At 69.5% G+C, this 19,070-nt stretch carries 13 protein-coding genes and 1 pseudogene; 6 read left to right on the forward strand and 8 right to left on the reverse strand.

Annotation, left to right across the window (positions count from 1 at the left end):
- Positions 1-676: 676 nt before the first annotated feature.
- Together AC07DU_RS28720 and AC07DU_RS28725 are read left to right on the forward strand one after the other, a co-directional pair.
- The gene (locus AC07DU_RS28720) at positions 677-1,189 is read left to right on the forward strand and encodes a MarR family winged helix-turn-helix transcriptional regulator (RefSeq protein ID WP_479114564.1); all 513 of its coding nucleotides are present in this window, start codon (positions 677-679) and stop codon (positions 1,187-1,189) included.
- Positions 1,186-2,037 carry an alpha/beta fold hydrolase gene (locus AC07DU_RS28725; protein ID WP_479114566.1) on the forward strand — a complete coding sequence of 284 codons (852 nt, stop codon included), beginning with the start codon at positions 1,186-1,188 and terminating at the stop codon, positions 2,035-2,037. Before AC07DU_RS28720 ends, AC07DU_RS28725 begins: the two co-directional genes overlap by 4 nt.
- A gap of 411 nt (positions 2,038-2,448) precedes the next feature.
- Here the strand turns inward: AC07DU_RS28725 and AC07DU_RS28730 are convergent, their stop codons facing one another.
- A complete protein-coding gene (locus AC07DU_RS28730; RefSeq protein WP_479114568.1) occupies positions 2,449-2,940 on the reverse strand; it encodes a hypothetical protein in 492 nt (163 codons plus the stop codon).
- 248 nt (positions 2,941-3,188) lie between these two features.
- Between AC07DU_RS28730 and AC07DU_RS28735 the strand changes: the two are divergent.
- Positions 3,189-3,437, forward strand: a pseudogene (locus AC07DU_RS28735) (hypothetical protein); the annotation flags it as partial.
- A 78-nt stretch (positions 3,438-3,515) separates the two neighbouring features.
- Here AC07DU_RS28735 and AC07DU_RS28740 read toward each other — a convergent pair.
- Positions 3,516-4,229, reverse strand: a complete 714-nt coding sequence (locus tag AC07DU_RS28740; RefSeq protein WP_479037442.1) for a DUF6461 domain-containing protein — start codon at positions 4,227-4,229, stop codon at positions 3,516-3,518.
- A gap of 178 nt (positions 4,230-4,407) precedes the next feature.
- Between AC07DU_RS28740 and AC07DU_RS28745 the strand changes: the two genes are divergently transcribed.
- Entirely contained in the window at positions 4,408-5,289 is an 882-nt protein-coding gene (locus AC07DU_RS28745) for a GNAT family N-acetyltransferase (RefSeq protein WP_479114570.1), read from the forward strand.
- An 82-nt stretch (positions 5,290-5,371) separates the two neighbouring features.
- Here the strand turns inward: AC07DU_RS28745 and AC07DU_RS28750 are convergent, their stop codons facing one another.
- Entirely contained in the window at positions 5,372-6,439 is a 1,068-nt protein-coding gene (locus tag AC07DU_RS28750; protein ID WP_479037436.1) for a DNA polymerase III subunit beta family protein, read from the reverse strand.
- Between the two features lie 295 nt (positions 6,440-6,734).
- Positions 6,735-7,172: a hypothetical protein gene (locus AC07DU_RS28755; RefSeq protein WP_479114572.1), complete on the reverse strand. Its 438-nt coding sequence runs from the start codon at positions 7,170-7,172 to the stop codon at positions 6,735-6,737.
- Between the two features lie 332 nt (positions 7,173-7,504).
- Here AC07DU_RS28755 and AC07DU_RS28760 point away from each other — a divergent pair, with 332 nt between their 5' ends.
- Positions 7,505-8,926 carry a PQQ-binding-like beta-propeller repeat protein gene (locus tag AC07DU_RS28760; RefSeq protein ID WP_479114574.1) on the forward strand — a complete coding sequence of 474 codons (1,422 nt, stop codon included), beginning with the start codon at positions 7,505-7,507 and terminating at the stop codon, positions 8,924-8,926.
- A gap of 416 nt (positions 8,927-9,342) precedes the next feature.
- Here the strand turns inward: AC07DU_RS28760 and AC07DU_RS28765 are convergent, their stop codons facing one another.
- On the reverse strand, positions 9,343-9,828 hold the full coding sequence (locus AC07DU_RS28765; RefSeq protein WP_479114576.1) for a hypothetical protein: 486 nt from the start codon (positions 9,826-9,828) through the stop codon (positions 9,343-9,345).
- A gap of 636 nt (positions 9,829-10,464) precedes the next feature.
- Here AC07DU_RS28765 and AC07DU_RS28770 point away from each other — a divergent pair.
- Positions 10,465-10,746: a GlsB/YeaQ/YmgE family stress response membrane protein gene (locus tag AC07DU_RS28770; protein WP_360897566.1), complete on the forward strand. Its 282-nt coding sequence runs from the start codon at positions 10,465-10,467 to the stop codon at positions 10,744-10,746.
- Between the two features lie 197 nt (positions 10,747-10,943).
- Here the strand turns inward: AC07DU_RS28770 and AC07DU_RS28775 are convergent, their stop codons facing one another.
- From AC07DU_RS28775 to AC07DU_RS28785, 3 genes are all read right to left on the reverse strand, one after another.
- The gene (locus AC07DU_RS28775) at positions 10,944-13,397 is read right to left on the reverse strand and encodes a SpoIIE family protein phosphatase (RefSeq protein ID WP_479039387.1); all 2,454 of its coding nucleotides are present in this window, start codon (positions 13,395-13,397) and stop codon (positions 10,944-10,946) included.
- Positions 13,398-13,436: 39 nt separating this feature from the next.
- The gene (locus AC07DU_RS28780) at positions 13,437-18,008 is read right to left on the reverse strand and encodes a HAMP domain-containing protein (RefSeq protein ID WP_479039385.1); all 4,572 of its coding nucleotides are present in this window, start codon (positions 18,006-18,008) and stop codon (positions 13,437-13,439) included.
- Between the two features lie 641 nt (positions 18,009-18,649).
- Positions 18,650-18,937 carry a chaplin gene (locus AC07DU_RS28785; RefSeq protein ID WP_479114578.1) on the reverse strand — a complete coding sequence of 96 codons (288 nt, stop codon included), beginning with the start codon at positions 18,935-18,937 and terminating at the stop codon, positions 18,650-18,652.
- Between the last annotated feature and the right edge of the window lie 133 nt (positions 18,938-19,070).

Raw genomic sequence — 19,070 nt, forward strand, 5'->3', positions numbered from 1 at the left:
CGGCGACGCCGGCGTCTGCTGGTACGTGCGGCCAGGCGGCTTGGGACGCTCATCTCGCGCGGCGGGCACCGCGTGCAGGGCGCATTCCACGGCCTTGACCGCCTCGCTGTAGGCCTCACCAGATTCAGGGTGAAGGGCGTAGGCGAGATCCATCGCCTGACCGAGGTGCCGGCAGGCAGAACCGCGTTCCGGCTGGTCTGCTGCCTTCAAAGCCTCCTCCGGCTGCGGGATCGACCCTGCGTACCAGAGCGCGACCGTCGGCCGTACCAGAGCGCGACCGTCGGCCGTGGGTGATCACTGCCGCATCGGTGACCGGGGCCAGCGCGTACCGGATGGCGGATCGGGCCGACCGGAGGGGCAGCTGCAGGCGGGCGACACCTGGGAGTCCGGGCGACACTGCCGGGAGTCCGGCGCGCAGCGCTCCGTGCCAGCGGATCCACGGCGCGGGATGGGCGCGGCGCAGCGATGGGCTGCGGAGCTTGTCCACCGCGGTTCCGTCATCCTCAGGACGCTGCCCGCTGCCCGCTGTCACGCGATGGCGCCTGCGGCCCGCCGGGGGGCCCGGCAAGGCGTGTCGGCGTACGACGACATGCCCCGTCGCGTACGTGGGGTGGTGTGCAGGCTCAACCGCTTGAACCGGCGGCCATATAGACACTGAAGGTGTCATGATGACATCGTGAGTGTCGATGAGCGTGCGAAGCATGAACCCCCGCCGGGGCCTGCGCTGTACGAAGTGATCCGCGGTCTGTGGCCGCTGCACCGCACGGTCGTCCGTGCCGTGGAGCGGGAGCTGTCGGGCACGGGAATGACGGCTGGTCAGCATGCGGTGATGGACGAACTGCGCAGGGGCGGCCCCCGAACGGTTCCTCAGCTGGCCCGCCTGCTGGGCCTGGACCGCCAGCCGGTCCAGCGTCTGGTCAACGATGCGACAGCCCTGGGGCTGACCGAGAGCGCGCCCAACCCGGAGCACCGGCGCTCGCGCCTGATCCGGCTCACCCCGAAAGGGGAAGCCACCATCAGGAGCATCCAGGAAACCGAGGAAACCGAACTGCGGCGGCGGCTGTCCGATCTCAGCTCCGGTGACGTCACGACGGCTCTGCGCGTACTGCGCCGCCTCGCAGAGGAGTTTCGGGACCTCGCGCAGGATGCCCCGCCACACCCCGCGGATCGAGGAGACGACCCACGATGACGCACGCGCGGACACACACGGTCACGGCCGCCACCGTACCGGTCGAGGCGGGCGAGCTGTTTTGCGAGTCGGCCGGCGAAGGCCCCCCGGTCGTCCTGCTCCACGGCGGCATGCTCGACCTGACCATGTGGGACGAGCAGTTCTCCTGGCTCGCGGGCCTGGGGTACCGCGTCATCCGCTATGACGCCCGCGGCCACGGGCGTTCCTCCACCGTGGCTGGGAACTACGCCCACCATGACGATCTGCACGCTCTGCTCACCCACCTCGATGTCCCGCGCGCCACGCTCCTAGGGCTTTCCCTCGGGGCGCGGACCGCCCTCGATGCGGCAATAGCCCGTCCCAAGTCCGTGTCGGCACTGATCCTTGCCTCGCCCGGGGTGAGCGGGCGGCCCTTCGCCGACCCGTACCTCACGCACCACGCCGCACAGCAGATGGCCGCGATAGGCGACCGGGACGGGGGAGCGGAGCGGTTCGTGGAGCACTTTCTCCGGATGTGGGTCGACGGGCCGTACCGTGAACCGTCCCAGGTCAGCCGCACACTGCGCGAGCGGATGCATGCGTCGGCGACCGCCAACGTCATGCGCCACGCCCGCGGGCTCGGCGCCGGGATACCACGAGAAATCGGTGCAGCGGACCGGCTGGCCTCCATCGGCGTGCCCACCCTGGTTCTCGACGGAGAACTCGACAGCAGTGACATCTCGTCAAACGCTCAGGCCATCGCCCACACCGTTCCCCATGCCAGGCACCAACGGTTCGCCTCGGCAGCCCACATGATCAACCTCGAGAGCACGGCACTCTTCAACCCCGCGGTCACATCCTTCCTCGCGTCCACGACTGACCTCAACTGAGGTTCACCTCCCCCCGCCTGAGCACATTCGGCAGTACGCCCACACCATGGCCTGCCCCATGCGGCACCGGCGCCTCCAAGGCTGCCCCGTTCCGGAGAGGACCAGAAGACGGGACACCACGGAGACGATCGTCGGCGCGATCACCGCCCCTCCCCAGACCCGCCCCCGCAGCTCCTCGTCCCTCGGCCGCCACGACACGGACAGCCGGGTGCGCGCGGCCGGCAAAGCCCTACCGCTGCGCCCGGACGCCGCCCGGCAGGCCGCCGGACACGGGCGGGCACCGGGCGCCCCTTGCGGACGGAGCGGGCGGTGTGCGGCCCGGGGCGGCGGCCACACCGCCACGCCCCCACCGTTCTCCGTCACCCGACGTGGACCGTTTGCCATCGAAGCAGGATCACGTTCCGTGGCCGGCTACAGGCCACAAGCGGGTACGGCCCCTTCCCACTGCTCCTCGAACTCTTCCCGGGTGATCTCCTGGCCTGCCAGCTCCGGGTCGAAGAAGTCGACGACCGGCGGGTTGAAGGGCCAGTCGTCAGGTCCGCTCCTGATGCGGCCGCTCCCGTCCTCAGCCAGCTCCACTTCGCGGGTCCGGCGCCCGTCCGATCCCACCTCCATGAGGTAGACCGGGCCGCCGTCGTCCTCGCCGTCCCAGTGACGGCGCACGTACACGATGGTTCTGTCCGCGAGTGCGCCGAAGCCCGCAAGCCCGCGCTGCAGGTCGCGTTCGGCCCGCAGGTCGTCCAGACCTGGAGGCATGAGTGGCGCATCGATGTCGACTTCTTCGATCTTGCCGCCCTCGGCCCAGGTCACCGACTCCTGCCTGGTGACCACCTCGGTCCATGCGAACGTTTCCAGGATCTCCCGGGCCGACCGCGCGTGGACCCACCACCATGAACCGCCCATCCCATAGTCGTGCAGGACGAGAAACCGCTTTTTGACTGCGGGATTTGAAAGAGTCACAGGACCGGACCCTAACAACGGAGCTGTCCGACCAGTTCAGGTCGCAGGTCCACCAGGGACTGCGATCAACCCGGGGTTCAGCGACAGCGGACAGTCACCCCGGCACACCGTCACCCCGTCACCCGTCGACCGGCCCACCCTCAACAGCACGATCACCATGACCGGCACCGAGTCCTACCGCCCCGCCCAAGACCGTCACCGGCCTGGCCGACCGGCTCCCGGCCGCCCTGCCGGACCTGCCCGAGCACCCGGACTACCCCCGCATCCTCGCCGTCTTCAACGACGCAACCGGACCGCTGCGGGCCCGGGACGTCTGCGATGCCCTCGACCACGAACTGCTGCCGAACAACATCGAAGGCACCCGAGCCAAGCTGAAACGCCTGGTCAAGCTCGGCATCCTCACCGAAGCCGGCACCGGCAGCTTCACCAGGAAGCAGTAGCCGACCGAGCAGCACGGCCAGCAGCTGTGCTTTCAGTTGACGAGTGTGAGCAGATGAGTTGGCGACCCCTGCGATCGCTCAGACGTGCATGTCTGGGGTGCCGCGAACTGCATACGCCGGCAGGCGGGATTCCTTCAGGTAGGCCGGGGAGAGCGAGAGGCCGAACCGCTGCTCGATGACGCCGAGGGTGCGCCGATAGGTATCCGTGTAGCGCTCACCTTCGGGGGCGATGAGCGTTCTCCCATCGGGCTGCAGCACGTGCCCACTAACGAGGTCGGGAAGCAGCAGGTCAGGCTCCCGGCCCCATCGCCACACTTCCTCGCCTAGCCCGAAGCCACACAGTTCCACGCCGTCCCGAGCGTAGAAGACCGTTGCCGGCGGGTGCTCTTGCATCGGCACGTAGTGGACGGCTTCGACGCCCCTCCGGGAGATCTCTGCCAAACGCTCCCCGCCGGTCGAGTCCCCGTACTCCAGAGCGAATGCCCAACCCTCCTGCTCTCCGACGCGTACGACACCGTCGCCTTCCGCGCCCGGTCGGTACCACTCACCGAGGTCCCAGGCTTCGGCGTCGGTGATCGGCTCGGTCGCGCCGTCCCGGTCGCCTCCCATGCGCACCGCCAGTTGCTGCGCGGATATCCCTCGTACGAACACCACGCTGGACATCCAGTGCTCCAGATCGACCAGCCACCGAATCCCGTCGCGCATGTCTTCGCCCTCCACCCATAAGACAGTGATCGTCGGGTGCACCCTATGCCGCACCACCGACAAGGCGATCCCGTCGCCCAGCGCCAAGTGATCACACCGTCGGTCAGGAACCGCTGGAGCAGCCGCTGCCCCCGCTCAACTGGCCAAGTGAGGAATTCAGGCACGGCAGCCTGCCCAGCCTCACCCGGAAATGGGCATCAACTCACGAACCGCCCTCTCAGGTAGGACGTGCGGAGCCGCAACGTTCAGGAATCCAGGAGCGCACATGCAGATCAGACCGATGAGGCCAGACGACCTTCCCCGCGCGGAACGCGCCTCCAAGGCGACGTTCCTGAAGGCCGAGGAGCTCAACAGGCGAGCCGTCGAACCGCCGGCGCAGCCCCGCTCGGCCAAGGCCTGCGCCCAGTGGATCGACCGGATGGCCTTCTTCCTCACCGTGGACCCCCAAGGCTGCTGGGTGGCAGTGGACGAGCACGAGGGCGAGGAGGAGGTCGTGGGCTTCGCGGTCTCGCAAAACCGCGGCCGCCTCTGGTACTTGGCGACCTACGGCGTACTGCCCGGCCGGCAAGGACGAGGCGTCGGCAAGGGCCTGATGGACGCCGCGCTCACGCACGCCGGGGACCGCCCGGGCCTGTTCATCTCCAGCGTCCACCCCGCCGCGACCCGCCGCTACCGGCTGGCCGGGTTCTCACTCCACTCCCAGGTGCGGATGACCGGCCCCGTCAACCGGTCCGCGCTCGCCGCGGTCACCGGCCTGGACGAGGGCGACAGCGGCGACTTCGGCTGGATGGACCGCCTCGATGCGAACCTGCGCGGCGCGGGCCACGGACCCGACCACACGTTCATGCTGTCCACCCTGCGGCTGATCGTGTCCCGCTCCCCTCACCGGCCCGGATACGCCTACCTCGACGAGCGGGGCCACGTGGCACTGCTGGCCGCCGCCCGTCCCGACACGGCCCAGGCCCTGCTGTGGGAGGCCCTGGCCTCCTGCCCGCAGGAAGCCTTCGTCCCCTCGATCACCGCGGCCAACGAATGGGCGATGGACGTCGGCCTGGCGGCCGGCCTCGACATCGTCCAAGAGGGCTACGTCGCCGTGCGCGACATGACCGTCCCCGAGCCCTACCTGGCCAGCGGGCACTTCCTGTGACCTGTTCCCGACGACCCTCTGCGATGAGGAATCCCGACGACATCGTTCTGGTTGCCGTCCGGGGCCCAGCGCGAACGTACCGTCAGTCCTCCAGGCGGACCGGCATCAGGATCGAGAAAGTGTCCTCGTCGTCGGGCCGGCGGATCGCGAGCGGCGCCGTGGGGGCCCCGAGCTCAACAAACAGTCGGTCCCGGCCTCCGGCGGCCAGCGCGTGCACAAGGAACTCACGGTTGACCGCGACGCGCCTCGGGTCGTCGTCGCTGTCCGCGCAGAGGGTCACCCTGCCGCCGTCCTCCACCTTGAGCACGCTGAGGTCGGGCGCTCCCCTCTCGCCGGCACGGACAGGACCGCTCTCCAGGGCCTTGCGGAAGGCCGTCACCTCGACAAGGGCGCGGCGTCCGCCGGCCGCCGGCAGGAGACGACGGTAGTCGGGGAAGCCGTGGTCAAGGCACTGGCCGGCCGCCTGCCTGTCCCCGGCCTCCAGCGTCACGCGGCCACCGTCGACGCACAGCCGCACCGGTCCCTCGCCGTCCGACAGCGCCCGCATCGCGTCGACGAGCGGGGCGGGCACGATGACCTGCACTCGGCTCCCGTCGTGTCCGGCGACGTGGGCCCGCGCGACAGCCATGCGGTACCGGTCGGTGGCCACGACATGGAGGCTCTCCCCCTCGATGTCGAACAGGACCCCGCCCAGCACGGGCAGTTCCGGATCAGTGCTCGCCGCGAAACGGACCGCGTCCAGCGCGGCCGCCAGCTCGGGCGCGGCGACGGACAGCCGCACGGTGGTGATGCGGAGCGAAGCCATGATGTTCTCCCTGTGAGCGAGTAGTGCTTGGAGCGCGGAGAACTCGCTGCGGGCATCGGACAGCCCTTGTTCGAGGCGGCGCAGGTGCGCCGTCAGGAGCTTGCGGACCAGGCCGGTGTCCGCACCGGACCAGCTGGCCAGCACCAGCCGGATGTCCGCCAGCGGCATCCCGGCCCCGCGCAAGCGGGCCAGCACCCGGGCCTCTTCGAGCTGCTCGGGTTCGTACCAGCGGTATCCGCTCACCGGATCCACCCACGCCGGGACCAGCACACCGGCACGGTCGTAGAACCGCAGGGCACTCACGCCCAGACCGCTGTCTCGGGCCATCTCTCCGATGCTGCGCATGTCGTTCTCCACACCCGGCACTCTGGGCCCTGCACAAGGTCGAGGGTCAATCCGGCTCCGGAGCGCCATCTCGCGGCCCTCAGCAGCCGGCCCGCCACCCTGGGCGTGCGCGACCACGCCCGGGCGGGGCACCGTCGTACCGGGGGAGGGGCATCATGGGGCGCTCGCCATCCACGCCTGCGCCGAGACCGTCCGCGCACCTCGTGTCCGCGACCGGCACTGCACAGGAATCGTCTGGAGATCTGTTCAGTGGACCCTGGCTGCCCGGGTGATGCGCGGCACGACAGGAGCATCGTCATGGCGTCGGCGACAGGCGATGCGCGAGCACGCGTACCGAGTGGCTGATGCGCTGCGCGCAGCCGAAGCCCGCCTCGACGTCGATCCGCAAGAGTCCGCACGCGATATCGCACGGATGCTCCTGAAATTGAGCACACGGTACGCGGAGGGCCGTCTTGGTGCGCTCCTGGATGAGGAGGACCTCAGTTCGGTCCCCGCGCAGCCTCACCGATGTGAGGCTTTCCCCCGCCGGATCAGGAGCGAGATAGCCGCCCTCGGGGTTCCGGCTGACGTCCGCGTACACCAGACCTGCACCTCCGCCTCGCTCGGGTTGCGGCGCAGCCGGCACGGCCCGCTGGCGAGGAACAGCTCGGAGATCCGCTGCTCCGCTTCGACGGCGGCCGGTTTGTTGCCCCTGATCTCGAATCTCGATCGTGATCACGTTCTCGTCGTTCATGCCCTCGGCAACCTGCCTGCCCAGGACGCGGTTTCGCCCGTGCGTCAGGTGGACCCGAGCGCTCCGGATTCGGGGTACTGCCCGCACCGAGTGTGAAGGGGTGTGTGGGTGGCACGGGGGTGAGTGGTCCGCGTCGAGCGTGCGTCCAGGCTGCCGGAGCAGCGCTCACACGGCGGCTGCTGCCTGTAATGGTCTCCACCTCTCCAGAGGGTGCGAACATCGCCCCCATGACCCACTCGTTCTCTGTCGACCGGATTCTGGGCGCCCGATCCTTTGCCGAGATCGGCCACCCCGCCCTTGCTGTGGCTGACGGCCCGAGGGGTCTGCTCGCTGTGGCAGGTACGCACGGCTTCTCCCAGCACCCGACGGTCGGCGTTTACGACCGTGCCACCCTGTCCTGCCGCGCACTGATCCGCTCCCGCGACGTGGTGCAGGCGCTGGCCTTCCACCCCACGCTGCCGCTGCTCGCCGTCGGAACCGGCTCGTACGACGGCGGGTACTTCTTCTCCGGTGACCTGCTCCTGCTCAATCTGCAGACGGGAACGTCCCTCTCCGGCTTCGAGCATGGGGCTGGGCGCCAGGTCCTGGAGCTGGAGTGGCTCGACGAGCAGCGACTTCGCTTGCTTATCGCCCCGCCCGATGACTGGCAGGACAAGGAAGCGCACACCCAAGGTCACACCGCTGTGGTCATCCGGCCCGACTGGGCCTCGGTGCCGCCCAGGTCCATCACCTCCTACGAACTGATCGGCCCCCGGATACCGGCGCCCCGTCCCGACGGCAGGGCGGCCGCGTACCAGCTGGTGAGCGAGCTGGGCCCGGACTGGGATCCGCGTCTCACCGTTCAGGCGGTCGAGGAGCTCTCGGACGGCCGGCTCCTGGCCACGCTCGGCGGAGTGCAGTTGGAGTGCTGGCTCCCGTCGGGAACACGGCTATGGGCCGTCCCGGACGAAGAAGGGGGCCGCGAGATCGCCGTGGCCCGGGACGAGAACTCGGCCTGGGTCTGCCTCCTACGCCCCGAAAGACACCACCGGCGCACCCAGTCTGTGGTTCGGCTGTCCCTGGCGGACGGTGCCGAAGCGGACCAGGCCGCACCGTCCGGCTACGTATCGCTGTCGAGTGCGGCGGACGGCGATCCACTCCTCGCCCCGTCCGGGTACCGGGTCCGGGGTGTGCCCGTAGCGCACAGGCACCCCTTTCGCATCCGGCACGCAAGCCGAGCCTGGTTCCTGTCCTACGTGAAGAAAGAGGGCACGCGTCGTTCACATCCTGGAATTCCATGGGTAGCCACTGCCGAGCTGAAGCCCGTACGAGGCCGACCGACCGAGCCGACGAAGGCGGACACGCTGCACCTGTTCCCCTACTCCTGGCTCCCCGATGAAGAACACACCGGCGGGCCGGGCGTGGAGACCGCAGACGGGAGCCTGATCCACGCGGGCACCGTCTTCAGGCAGAACCCTCAGCCCGGTGACTCGTTCGTCGTACGCCGCGAACCTTCGGACGGAACACCGCGGTGGGTCTTCCGCACCGACTGCAGCGCCACCGCGCTGGACACCGACGCGACCACCGCCTTCATCTCCTACGACGACGGCGAGATCGTCGCCCTCAACCTCGACGACGGCACCGTGCTCTGGCGCCGCCATCTCACCCTCAAAAACGTGACCGCGATACCCACCGCACTCACCGTCTCCCAGCCGGGTCGCCTACTCATCGGAACCCGCGATGGCCGAATCCTCCTCTGCTCCCTCACCACGTAACACCTCTGGACCGGCGCGAAGTTCTCTTCGGCCTGGGGCCCCCGCCGTCCTGGACACCACCCTCGTCCAGCCCGGGCCTCGTCGCGGAGATCAGCGCCGGCACCTCCGTCGACCGCGGTGTCCACCGGCATCCGATCCGGTACGTGCGCCTGCGTCGGACGCGGCCGTCGAGCACGTGCCCCGGCTGGGGCTGGGGCCGGGGCCGGGGCTGGGGCCCCGGCCCCAGCCGCGGGATAGTGCCGCCGGCCGATGCTGGGGTGGGCACCTGCGCGGAGGGGGAGGGGCAGGTGCCCACGGGTGACGACCGGGGGCCGCTCACCGCGCCGGCCGCCGGTTCCAGCGTAAATTCACCAGGCGCAAGAAGACACCGGCGCAAGAGCTCCGCCGGGACTGACCACGAGGTGCGCGGGTGTTCCTCAGCCGGCCGGTTGCAGCGACTCCGGCACCGCAGGGGCGTGTACACACGCGCTGCCTGCGCAGGTGGTGGGGATGCGCATACGTCGCAGCAGGTCCCGTGTGGTGCGCCCGGTCAGGGTGCTGCGCCAGGTGATGCCCGGGTGGCGGGATCGCAGGTGGGACAGGGCGCGATGGGGCAGTCCGCTGGCCAGGAAGTGTGCGTCGATGTCGACGCCGGTGATCACACCTTCTGCGCAGCTGGTGCAGAGCCGGTAGTGGACCTGGCCGACGACCTTGCGGACGTGGACCAGGAGCAGGCACTCCTGGCCTGGACCGCTCTCACCGGGGATACGGGTGGAGAGGAACTCGATGTCGCGGTACGCGAGGATCCGGCGGCGCAGCCGCCTTGCGAACCCCTCGCGGCGCCCGTGCCGCGCTGCGCGCGGCGGCGTCGCGGTGCCGGGACGGAAAAGGGCGCTCGTGGGACGTGCGTGGTCTCCGGACATGGACCGCGTGTGCCCAGGCATCTGATCCTGATGCACCCGCGGTGAACGTCCCCGGGCGGCCGGTGTGGCGCTGCGGCCTGCTCCATGGTCCTCCTGCGCGCCCTCGTGCGCCGTGCGCTCCTGTACGTCCACTCGCCTATCGATCATGGCGGGTTGCCGGAGGAACGCCCGCCGGCCGGTCATGGCCACGCGCCGCAGGGGTCTGTCGTCAGGACGGCGCCGGTGAGAGCTCCCAGCGTGATCCGAGGCGCAGTCGCATCTCGTCCGCCATCGTCGTGGGCGCACCGGATCCTCCTCGCCGAACCGAACTGAACGCGGCCGGCCGCCTCGACCGGTCCAGGGCCTGCAGGGGACGGCTCGCACATCCGCACGAGAAAAAAGGGGGAGCCGACACCGGGTTGTCCGTCCGTCCTCGCTCCGCTCCGTGAGCGTTTCGCTCACCTCGCCGACGCCGTCGACACCCCAGCCCCGGCCCCGGTGGGGAGAACTGGCTGCCCCAAAGCGCCAGAGCGAAGGGCATGTCTCAGTTCTCTGCCGTCGCGGGCGCCGGATCCGCAGAGTGGGACGTTTGAAAACGCGTCCGCGGTGCAGACGATCGCTAACACAAGCTTTAGACAACGAGGTAGGAGACGCGTCATGGGCATTCTGGCCTGGATTCTCATAGGGCTGCTCGCGGGCCTCATCGCGAAGGCGATCATGCCGGGCAAGGACCCGGGCGGCATCATCATCACCATGCTCATCGGGATCGCGGGCGGCCTGCTCGGCGGCTGGCTCGGCAAGGTCATCTTCGGCGTCGACTCCATCGACGGCTTCTTCGACCTCTCCACCTGGATCGCCGCCATCATCGGATCCGTCATCCTCCTCGCCCTCTACCGCCTGGTCACCGGCAACAAGCGCCACCACCACAGCCACGCCTGACCCACGCCTCACAACCGCATACGGCAAACGGCTCCCCCTCCCCGAGGGCGGAGCCGTTTCGTTCATCGCGCAAACTGCAGCGCACAGCCCGATACGGAATCCAGCCTCCCGGCGGATTGCAAGTCCCAGCTCCGCCAGGGCGTCCACGAGGACCGTGGCAGGTCGGGCAGGGCCCGCTCTCGCGGATTCATCTGACGTCAGCGGACCTCGATTCCGATGAGGCAGGTGTCGTCGTCGGTATCCGAGGCGCTGTACGTCAGGACGCTGTCCAGCCGCTTCTCCAGCGTGTCAGCGGAGCGTGAGGCGACGGTGAGCAGCTGAGCGAGGGAGTCGGTAACGGCGATGTCTCTGCGTTCGACGAGTCCGTCTGTGTACATGAGCAGGATGTCGTCGGCTTCGAGCTGCACCTCTTCCTCTGAGAACGTCGCGTCGGGCAGGGCTCCGAGCAGCAGCCCGGCGCTGAGGGGGAACGACTGGGCGTGGGCGCCCCTGACCAGGACGGGTGGCAGATGGCCGGCGCGCGCCCACTGCAGGGTTCGGGTCTTGGGCTCGAAGAGGGCGCAGACGGCGGTGGCGGTGAGGTGGCTTGTGAGGTGGAAGGCGACCTGGTTGAGCCAGGCGAGCAGTTGCGCCGGGCCGGCGCCGGTGACGGCGAGGCCGCGCAGGGCGTTGCGCAGGACGACCATGCCGGTAGCGGCCTGGATGCCGTGGCCGGCGACATCGCCCACGCTGAGGAGGACCTTGCCGTTGGGCAGGACCACGGAGTCGTACCAGTCACCGCCGACGAGGGATTGCGATTCGGCCGGTCGGTAGCGCACCGCGATGCGGATGCCGGGCACTTCCAGGGGCGCCGGGGCCGGGGGCATGATGGCGTGTTGCAGTTGGAGGGCGAGGCGGCTGCGGTCGGCGGATTCTGCTTCGGTGTCGGCGAGCTGGTCGCGGGTGGCGGCGAGCGCGACCTCGGTCCAGTGCTGGGAGGAGACGTCCTGGCAGGCGCCGCGCACCGCGTAGAGGCGGCCCTGGTCGTCCAGGACGGGTTCGGCGACCATGCGGATGTGCCGGGTGATGCCGTCGGGCCGTTGGAGGCGGAACTCCACGGAGGATTCGCGCTGGCTGTGCAGGAGGGTGCGCAGGAAGCGCCCGATGGAGTTGACGTCGTGGGCGTGGGCGTGGGCGGGGAGGTCTTCGAGGGGGACGGGGGCGGCGGTGATCGGCAGCCCGAACAGGGCGAACAGCTGCTCGTTCCAGCTGATCTCTCCGCTGTGCATGTTCTGTTCGAAGCCGCCGACCCGGCCGAGGCGCTGTGCGTGCTGCAGCAGGTTGGCCAGTCGCGCCTTCTCGTCCTCGATCTTCCAGATGAGGAGGAGGGCGGAGGCGTGTCGGCTGATGCGTACGTCGGCGACGGTGGTGAAGGGTACCTCTCCGACGAAGGTGGTCAGGGTGGTGCGCAGTGCCTGGCAGGCTTCGCCGGTGGCGTAGGTCCTCTCCAGCTTGTCGAAGAGCCCCGCGTCCTCGGCTGCCGCGGGGTAGATGTCCAGGAAGTGACGGCCGGTGATCATGGAGCGGGGCCGGCCGGCCGGGTCGATGAAGCTGTCGTTGACGTGGTGGATGCGGAAGTCGGCGAGGCGGCCGTGGGCGTCGAGAACGGGTACCAGGACCAGGACGGTGTCGTCCAGGTGGCCGGCCAGGTCAGTGAGTTCCGCCAAGGCTGCGTGGTGCGCGGCGCCGGAATCGTCCGGGGTGCTGTGGGGCGACTGTTCTTCGAGGGTGTGGGCGCACAGTTCGGCCAGCGCTTCGAGCTGGCGGATGATCTGTACGGGTTGCGGGGGCAGGGGCTGGGGCCAGCCGATTTCCAGGACGCCGTGGATGCGGCCGCCGGTCCCGGCGGGGACGACGATGCGGCCGCCGTCGGGGTGCTGGCGCCGCCCGATGGTGGGGAGACTGGCCTGGGAGAGGCTGGTGACGACGGAGAGCTCGCGGTGGGTGAGGGCGAGCCGGGCGCAGGTGGCGACCTCGGGTGGGACGTAGCGCCAGCGGTCGGCGTCCTCCGGCGTGAAGCCCGCCTGGCCTGCCAGAGTGAGCGAGGAGTCGGCTCCCGCGACCCAGATCGCGACCCCGTGAGCACCGAGAGGGGCGAGCGCGTTGTCAAGGAGCGCCGCGGCGACGGCCGGGGTGTCACCCGCCGCCAGGACGCGGCTTTCCGCTGCCCGCAGCCGGACGGCCGGCGTCGCCCCTGGAGTCGGCTCGGCGACAGCGGTGGCGAGGAACTCCTGCGCCACCTCGCTGACGCGATCGCGGGCCGCTTGGTTGATGACGTCGACGGCGAGTGCGAGCAGGGTGGTTCCGGACTGTGCGGCGAGTTTGGCGAGCTGCCTCGACGCCTCGGCCGGCCCGCATCCCAGGCTCCCGACGAGGATGCCCTTGGCGAGCTCGACCAGGGCACGGCCGTCGGCCGCGGACTGGGCCTCCAGAGCCTCCTCGCGCAGGCGCTCCACGGTCGCCGCAAGCCGGCCGGCCTCCCGGTTCGTGGATGTCTCCGGTCGGGTGCGCCGCGCCGGACCGGGTTCGCCGTGTACGGCTTGCGTGCCTGCGTCCGCGGGGGGAGAGGCATGGGTGTGGGCTGTTTCGTTTGTGTCAGGAGTGATGTTCACCGTGTTTGTCGCTATTCCTCCGCAGGGTGGCCGGGGTGGTCAGGCTGAGGCGGTGCCTGAGGTGTTCTGGGCCGGCAGCCACCGGCGGAGGCGGGTGATCAGGTCGTTGGCGTCGACCGGCTTGGTGACGTAGTCGTTCGCGCCGGAGGCCAGGCTCTTCTCCCGGTCGCCGGGCATGGCCTTCGCGGTGACCGAGATGATGGGGAGATCGATGTATTCGGGCATGCGCCTGATCTCGGTGGTTGCCGCGTATCCGTCCAGCTCCGGCATCATCACGTCCATCAGGATCAGGTCGATTCCCGGGGTGCCGGTGAGGGTTTCGATGCCTCTGCGGCCGTTCTCGGCGTGCAGGACGTGCATCCCGTGCAGTTCCAGGATCCCGCTGATGGCGTAGAGGTTGCGCGGGTCGTCATCGACGACGAGGACCGACCGGCCGGCGAGGCTGGCGTCGACGACGGCGTGTTCGGGGACGGCGACGTGGCTGTCGGCGTGCACGAGGGTGGGGACGTCGCCCGGCCGGTCTGCCGACAAATGCAGGGCGATGCGCTCGCGGAGCTCATCGAGGCTGGAGAGCACTTCCAGCGGTAGAGCGGCGGCGCACTCGGAGACTTCTGCCTGCTGCTCCCTGGTCATACGCCGGTTGTCGTGGGCGAGGACCGGCAGGGAGGCAAGCGCGCTGTCCCCGGCGAGGGCCTGCAGGAAGCGCAGCCCCTCCCCGTCGGATCCGAGTTCGAGAACCACGCAGTGGAAGGGTGCCTGTGCCAGTACGGCTGCCGCCTCGGCTGCCGTGACGGCGGTCACGACCTCGGCGCGTTCGGCGGGCACGGTGACTGCTCGTCCTGCGGTCAGGTCCCCGGCCGCGCTTTCGGCGACGAGGCTGAGGAGACCGTTGCTGCGCTGCTCGATGACCAGAATGCGCCGGGGATGACGCTCTTCGAGGGCCGGCTGGGCAGCGCCGTCCGACTGCTCAAGCTCCGAGCCGGCGGGCTCCGCACTCTCCAGGGCAGCCGTTGCCCCTTCGGTGAGTTCGCGTCCCGAGACGGGGAGGTAGAGGGTGAAGGTGGAGCCCTTGCCGACCTCGCTGCGGGCGGTGACCGCGCCGCCCAGGAGGCGGGCGATCTCCCGGGTGATGGACAGGCCCAGGCCGGTGCCGCCGTACTTGCGGCTGGTGGTGCCGTCGGCCTGCTGGAACGCGGCGAAGATGGCTTCCAGCTGCTGCTCGGCGATCCCGATACCGCTGTCGATCACGCGGAAGGCGACCACGGATCCGGCCTGTGCCAGCTCGTCGGGGAGTTCAGCCGCTCTCGCCGGTTCGATCTTGAAGTGGACGCGGCCGTGTTCGGTGAACTTCACGGCGTTGGACAGCAGGTTGCGCAGGATCTGCTGGAGACGGGCGTCGTCGGTGAGGATGTCCACCGGCACGCCAGGGGTGGTGGTGATGTCGAATTCGAGGCCCTTCTCGCTGGTCAGCGGCCGGAAGGAGGCTTCGAGGTAGGTGAGGAGCTGCTTGAGGGAGACCCGCTCGAGGTTGACGTCCATCTTGCCCGCCTCGACCTTCGACAGATCGAGGATGTCGTTGATGAGCTGGAGGAGGTCGGAGCCGGCCGAGTGGATGATGCCGGCGTATTCGACCTGCTTGGGGGTGAGGTTGCGGGTGGGGTTCTGCGCGAGCAGCTGGGCGAGGATGAGGAGGCTGTTGAGCGGGGTGCGCAGTTCGTGGCTCATGTTCGCGAGGAACTCGGACTTGTACTTGGAGGCCAGCGACAGCTGCTGGGCGCGGTCCTCCAGTTCCTGCCGGGCCTGTTCGATTTCGAGGTTCTTGGCTTCGATGTCGCTGTTCTGGCTGGCCAGGAGGGCTGCCTTCTCCTCCAGTTCGGCGTTGGAGCGCTGGAGTTCCTCCTGCTGGACCTGGAGTTCCTCTGAGCGTGCCCGGAGCTCCGCCGTGAGCCGCTGGGACTCGCCGAGGAGCTCGTCGGTGCGGGCGTTGGCGACGATCGTGTTGACGTTGACGCCGATGGTCTCCATCAGCCGGCCCAGGAAGTCGCGGTGCACGGGCGTGAAGGGGGCGAAGGAGGCGAGCTCGATGACGCCCAGCACCTGGTCCTCGACGACGATGGGCAGGACGATGAGGTGGGCGGGTGTGGCTTGTCCCAGGCCTGAGGAGATGAGGTAGCCGGCCGGTACGTTGTCGGTGGTCAGGATGCGGCGGCTGCGGGCCGCCTGCCCCACCAGGGTCTCTCCGTGCCTGACCCGCAGGGCAGCGGGGCTTTCCGCCGGCCGTCCGAAGGAGCCGATCAGTGTGAGCCCCGCCTGACCGTCGATCTCCTCCCCGAGGTAGAAGGCGCCGTAACTGGCGTCGACGAGGGGGGTGAGTTCGTCCATGACGAGTTCGGCGACGACGGCGAGATCGCGGTGGCCCTGCATCAGGCCGGAGATCTGGGCGAGGTTGGACTTCAGCCAGTCCTGCTCCTGGTTAGCCCGGGTCGTCTCGCGTAGCGAGCCGACCATGGAGTTGATGTTGTCCTTGAGTTCGGCGACCTCGCCGGAGGCGTCGACGGTGATCGAGCGGGTCAGGTCGCCCTCGGCGACCGCGCTGGCGACCTCGGCGATGGCCCGGACCTGGCGGGTGAGGTTGCCGGCCAGCTCGTTGACGTTCTCGGTCAGCCGCTTCCAGGTCCCGGACACCCCCTCGACCTCGGCCTGCCCGCCGAGCCGGCCCTCGCTGCCCACCTCACGCGCGACGCGGGTGACCTCGGCCGCGAACGAGGACAGCTGGTCGACCATCGTGTTGATGGTCGTCTTCAGCTCCAGGATCTCCCCACGGGCGTCCACATCGATCTTCTTCGACAGATCGCCGTTGGCAACCGCCGTCGTGACCAGGGCGATGTTGCGGACCTGACCGGTGAGGTTGTTCGCCATCGAATTGACGTTGTCGGTGAGGTCCTTCCAGGTCCCGGCCACGTTCGGCACCTGGGCCTGACCGCCCAGCCGCCCTTCGGTGCCCACCTCACGGGCGACCCGGGTGACCTCGTCGGCGAACGCCGACAACGTGTCGACCATCGTGTTGATCACACCCGCCAGCGCGGCGACCTCGCCCTTCGCCTCCACCGTGATCTTCTGCGACAGGTCACCCCGCGCGACCGCGGTGGCCACCTGGGCGATCGACCTGACCTGCCCGGTCAGGTTCGACGCCATCACGTTGACGTTGTCGGTCAGGTCCTTCCAGGTGCCCGACACCCCCCGGACCGTGGCCTGACCCCCCAGATTGCCCTCGGTACCCACCTCACGGGCCACCCGGGTCACCTCGTCGGCGAACGCCGACAGCTGGTCGACCATCGTGTTGATGGTCTCCTTCAGCTCCAGGATCTCGCCGCGGGCGTCCACCCGGATCTTCTGCGTCAGGTCGCCCTGGGCGACAGCGGTGGTGACCTCGGCGATGGAGCGGACCTGGGCGGTGAGGTTGTCAGCCATGAAGTTCACCGAGTCGGTCAGGCCGCGCCAGGTACCCGAGACGCCCTTCACATCCGCCTGCCCGCCGAGCCGGCCGTCCGTGCCCACCTCACGGGCCACGCGGGTGACCTCGTCGGCGAACGCCGACAGCTGGTCGACCATCGTGTTGATCGTGGTCTTGAGTTCCAGGATCTCGCCCCGCGCGTCCACGCGGACCTTCTGCGAGAGATCGCCCTGCGCCACGGCGGTCGCCACCTGGGCGATGGAGCGCACCTGGGAGGTCAGGTTGCCGGCCATGAAGTTCACCGAGTCGGTCAGATCCCGCCAGGTGCCCGAGACGCCCTTCACGTCCGCCTGGCCGCCGAGGATGCCCTCCGTTCCCACCTCCCGAGCCATACGGGTCACCTCGCCCGCGAACGCGGACAGCTGGTCGACCATGGTGTTGATGGTGTTCTTCAGCTCGAGAATCTCACCGCGGGCGTCGACGGCGATCTTCTGGGAGAGGTCGCCCTTGGCGACCGCGGTGGTGACCTGGGCGATGTTGCGGACCTGGTCGGTGAGGTTGCCGGCCATGAAGTTCACCGAATCGGTGAGGTCACGCCACACTCCGCCCACTCCGGGCACCTCAGCCTGGCCGCCGAGCCGGCCCTCGCTGCCCACCTCGCGGGCAACGCGCGTGACCTCGGCCGCGAACGAGGACAGCTGGTCCACCATCGTGTTGACGGTGTCCTTCAGCTCCAGGATCTCACCCCGGGCCGCCACGTCGATCTTCTGCGAGAGGTCACCGCGCGCCACCGCCGTCGCCACCTGCGCAATGTCGCGGACCTGGGTGGTGAGGTTGCCGGCCATCGCGTTCACGGAGTCCGTGAGATCCGCCCACGTACCCGACACCCCCGGTACCTCGGCCTGGCCCCCCAGCGTCCCCTCGGTGCCGACCTCACGGGCGACGCGGGTGACCTCGGAGGTGAACAGCGACAGCTGGTCGACCATCCCGTTGAAGACCGTGGCGATCTCCCCGAGAAGACCGTCGGCCTCCTCAGGCAGCCGTGTGCCGAAGTCGCCGTCGCGCACCGCCGTCAGGCCGACCAGGAGCTGCCGCAGCTCCGGCTCGCCGACTTCCCCTACCGCCGCCGCGCGTGATGAATCAGCCGCCCTGGCCATCGCAGTCCCCACCTCTCGTGCTGCCCACGGGACACACCCGCAACCCTCAAGCGTCCCAACGCGTAGTCCATCACACACGCCGGCCCTCAGAAGCAAGAGGTGCCGTTGCGCTCGCTCGCAGCCATGGACTGCCGCAGGCGAGGGGGCACTCCAGGTGAGCCCTGCGCGGTGATCCACCGCTAGCCGGTTCCTGCGGCCGGAGCCGCTGACCGGAGCAGCAGCGCGGGCCGCCACCCTTACCGGGTGGCGGCCCGCACTGCTGCGCTCACTGCTCGCCTTGTACCGGGCTCCAGGCGGCGGGCCCGCCGCCGCGCCACTCGATGAGCAGCGGGTCGTCCAGGCGGACGGTGTCGAGGTCCAGGCCGGCCCGCCGCAGGCACTCCAGGAGGTCGGAGGTGCCGGGGGCGCAGCCGAAAATCTCCCGTCGCAGCGGACACGGCGGCCGCCTGGGCGTCCGGCGGATAGAAACGGCGGAGCCGTCTCGTACCGCGGAAACGGCAGCGCACAGCCCGGCACGCTTCGGCCTCCCCTGGGTAAGGAAGGGGAGGCCGGTTTCGGTACCGGGCTGTGCGCTGCGGCTGGTTCACACGGCGGGCTGGGGTGACGGCGCGAAGTGTGCCGGGTCCAGGGCCTGGTGTTTGTCAGTAGTCGCCGTGCTGCTGGCCCTTGTAGTGGCCGTCGTTGTTTCCGCTGGCGTTGATGCAGGTGTTGCCGAAGGCGGGGTTGAGGAGGCCGACGATGTTGACGGTGTTGCCGCAGATGTTGACGGGGATGTGGATGGGGACCTGGACGACGTTGCCGGACAGGACGCCGGGGGAACCGATGGCGGCGCCCTCGGCGGTGGCGTCGGCGGCGGCGATGCCGGCCCCGCCTGCCAGGACGGCACCGGCGGCGGCGGTAACGGCTACGGCCTTGGCGATACGGAACATTGAAATTCTCCTTGAGCTCACGGTTTGCGGAGGATCCAGCTCGGACGACGCACCCCACAACCGCCCGGAGCGCCCGTCCGTCACGGGTACTGGGCCGAATCGGTGACCTGATACCGCGGTGGCCGGCGAACCG

It is taken from the genome of Streptomyces sp. NPDC045695 (genome assembly GCF_056432025.1).

What these genes read in the sequence shown, in the direction of transcription:
- AC07DU_RS28780 (WP_479039385.1), bottom strand. Translation starts at nt 18,008, where the DNA reads ATGGCCAGGGCGGCTGATTCATCACGCGCGGCGGCGGTAGGGGAAGTC.
- AC07DU_RS28730 (WP_479114568.1), bottom strand. Translation starts at nt 2,940, where the DNA reads ATGGGCGGTTCATGGTGGTGGGTCCACGCGCGGTCGGCCCGGGAGATC.
- AC07DU_RS28745 (WP_479114570.1), top strand. Translation starts at nt 4,408, where the DNA reads ATGCAGATCAGACCGATGAGGCCAGACGACCTTCCCCGCGCGGAACGC.
- AC07DU_RS28755 (WP_479114572.1), bottom strand. Translation starts at nt 7,172, where the DNA reads ATGAACGACGAGAACGTGATCACGATCGAGATTCGAGATCAGGGGCAA.
- AC07DU_RS28785 (WP_479114578.1), bottom strand. Translation starts at nt 18,937, where the DNA reads ATGTTCCGTATCGCCAAGGCCGTAGCCGTTACCGCCGCCGCCGGTGCC.
- AC07DU_RS28770 (WP_360897566.1), top strand. Translation starts at nt 10,465, where the DNA reads ATGGGCATTCTGGCCTGGATTCTCATAGGGCTGCTCGCGGGCCTCATC.
- AC07DU_RS28725 (WP_479114566.1), top strand. Translation starts at nt 1,186, where the DNA reads ATGACGCACGCGCGGACACACACGGTCACGGCCGCCACCGTACCGGTC.
- AC07DU_RS28750 (WP_479037436.1), bottom strand. Translation starts at nt 6,439, where the DNA reads ATGCGCAGCATCGGAGAGATGGCCCGAGACAGCGGTCTGGGCGTGAGT.
- AC07DU_RS28765 (WP_479114576.1), bottom strand. Translation starts at nt 9,828, where the DNA reads ATGTCCGGAGACCACGCACGTCCCACGAGCGCCCTTTTCCGTCCCGGC.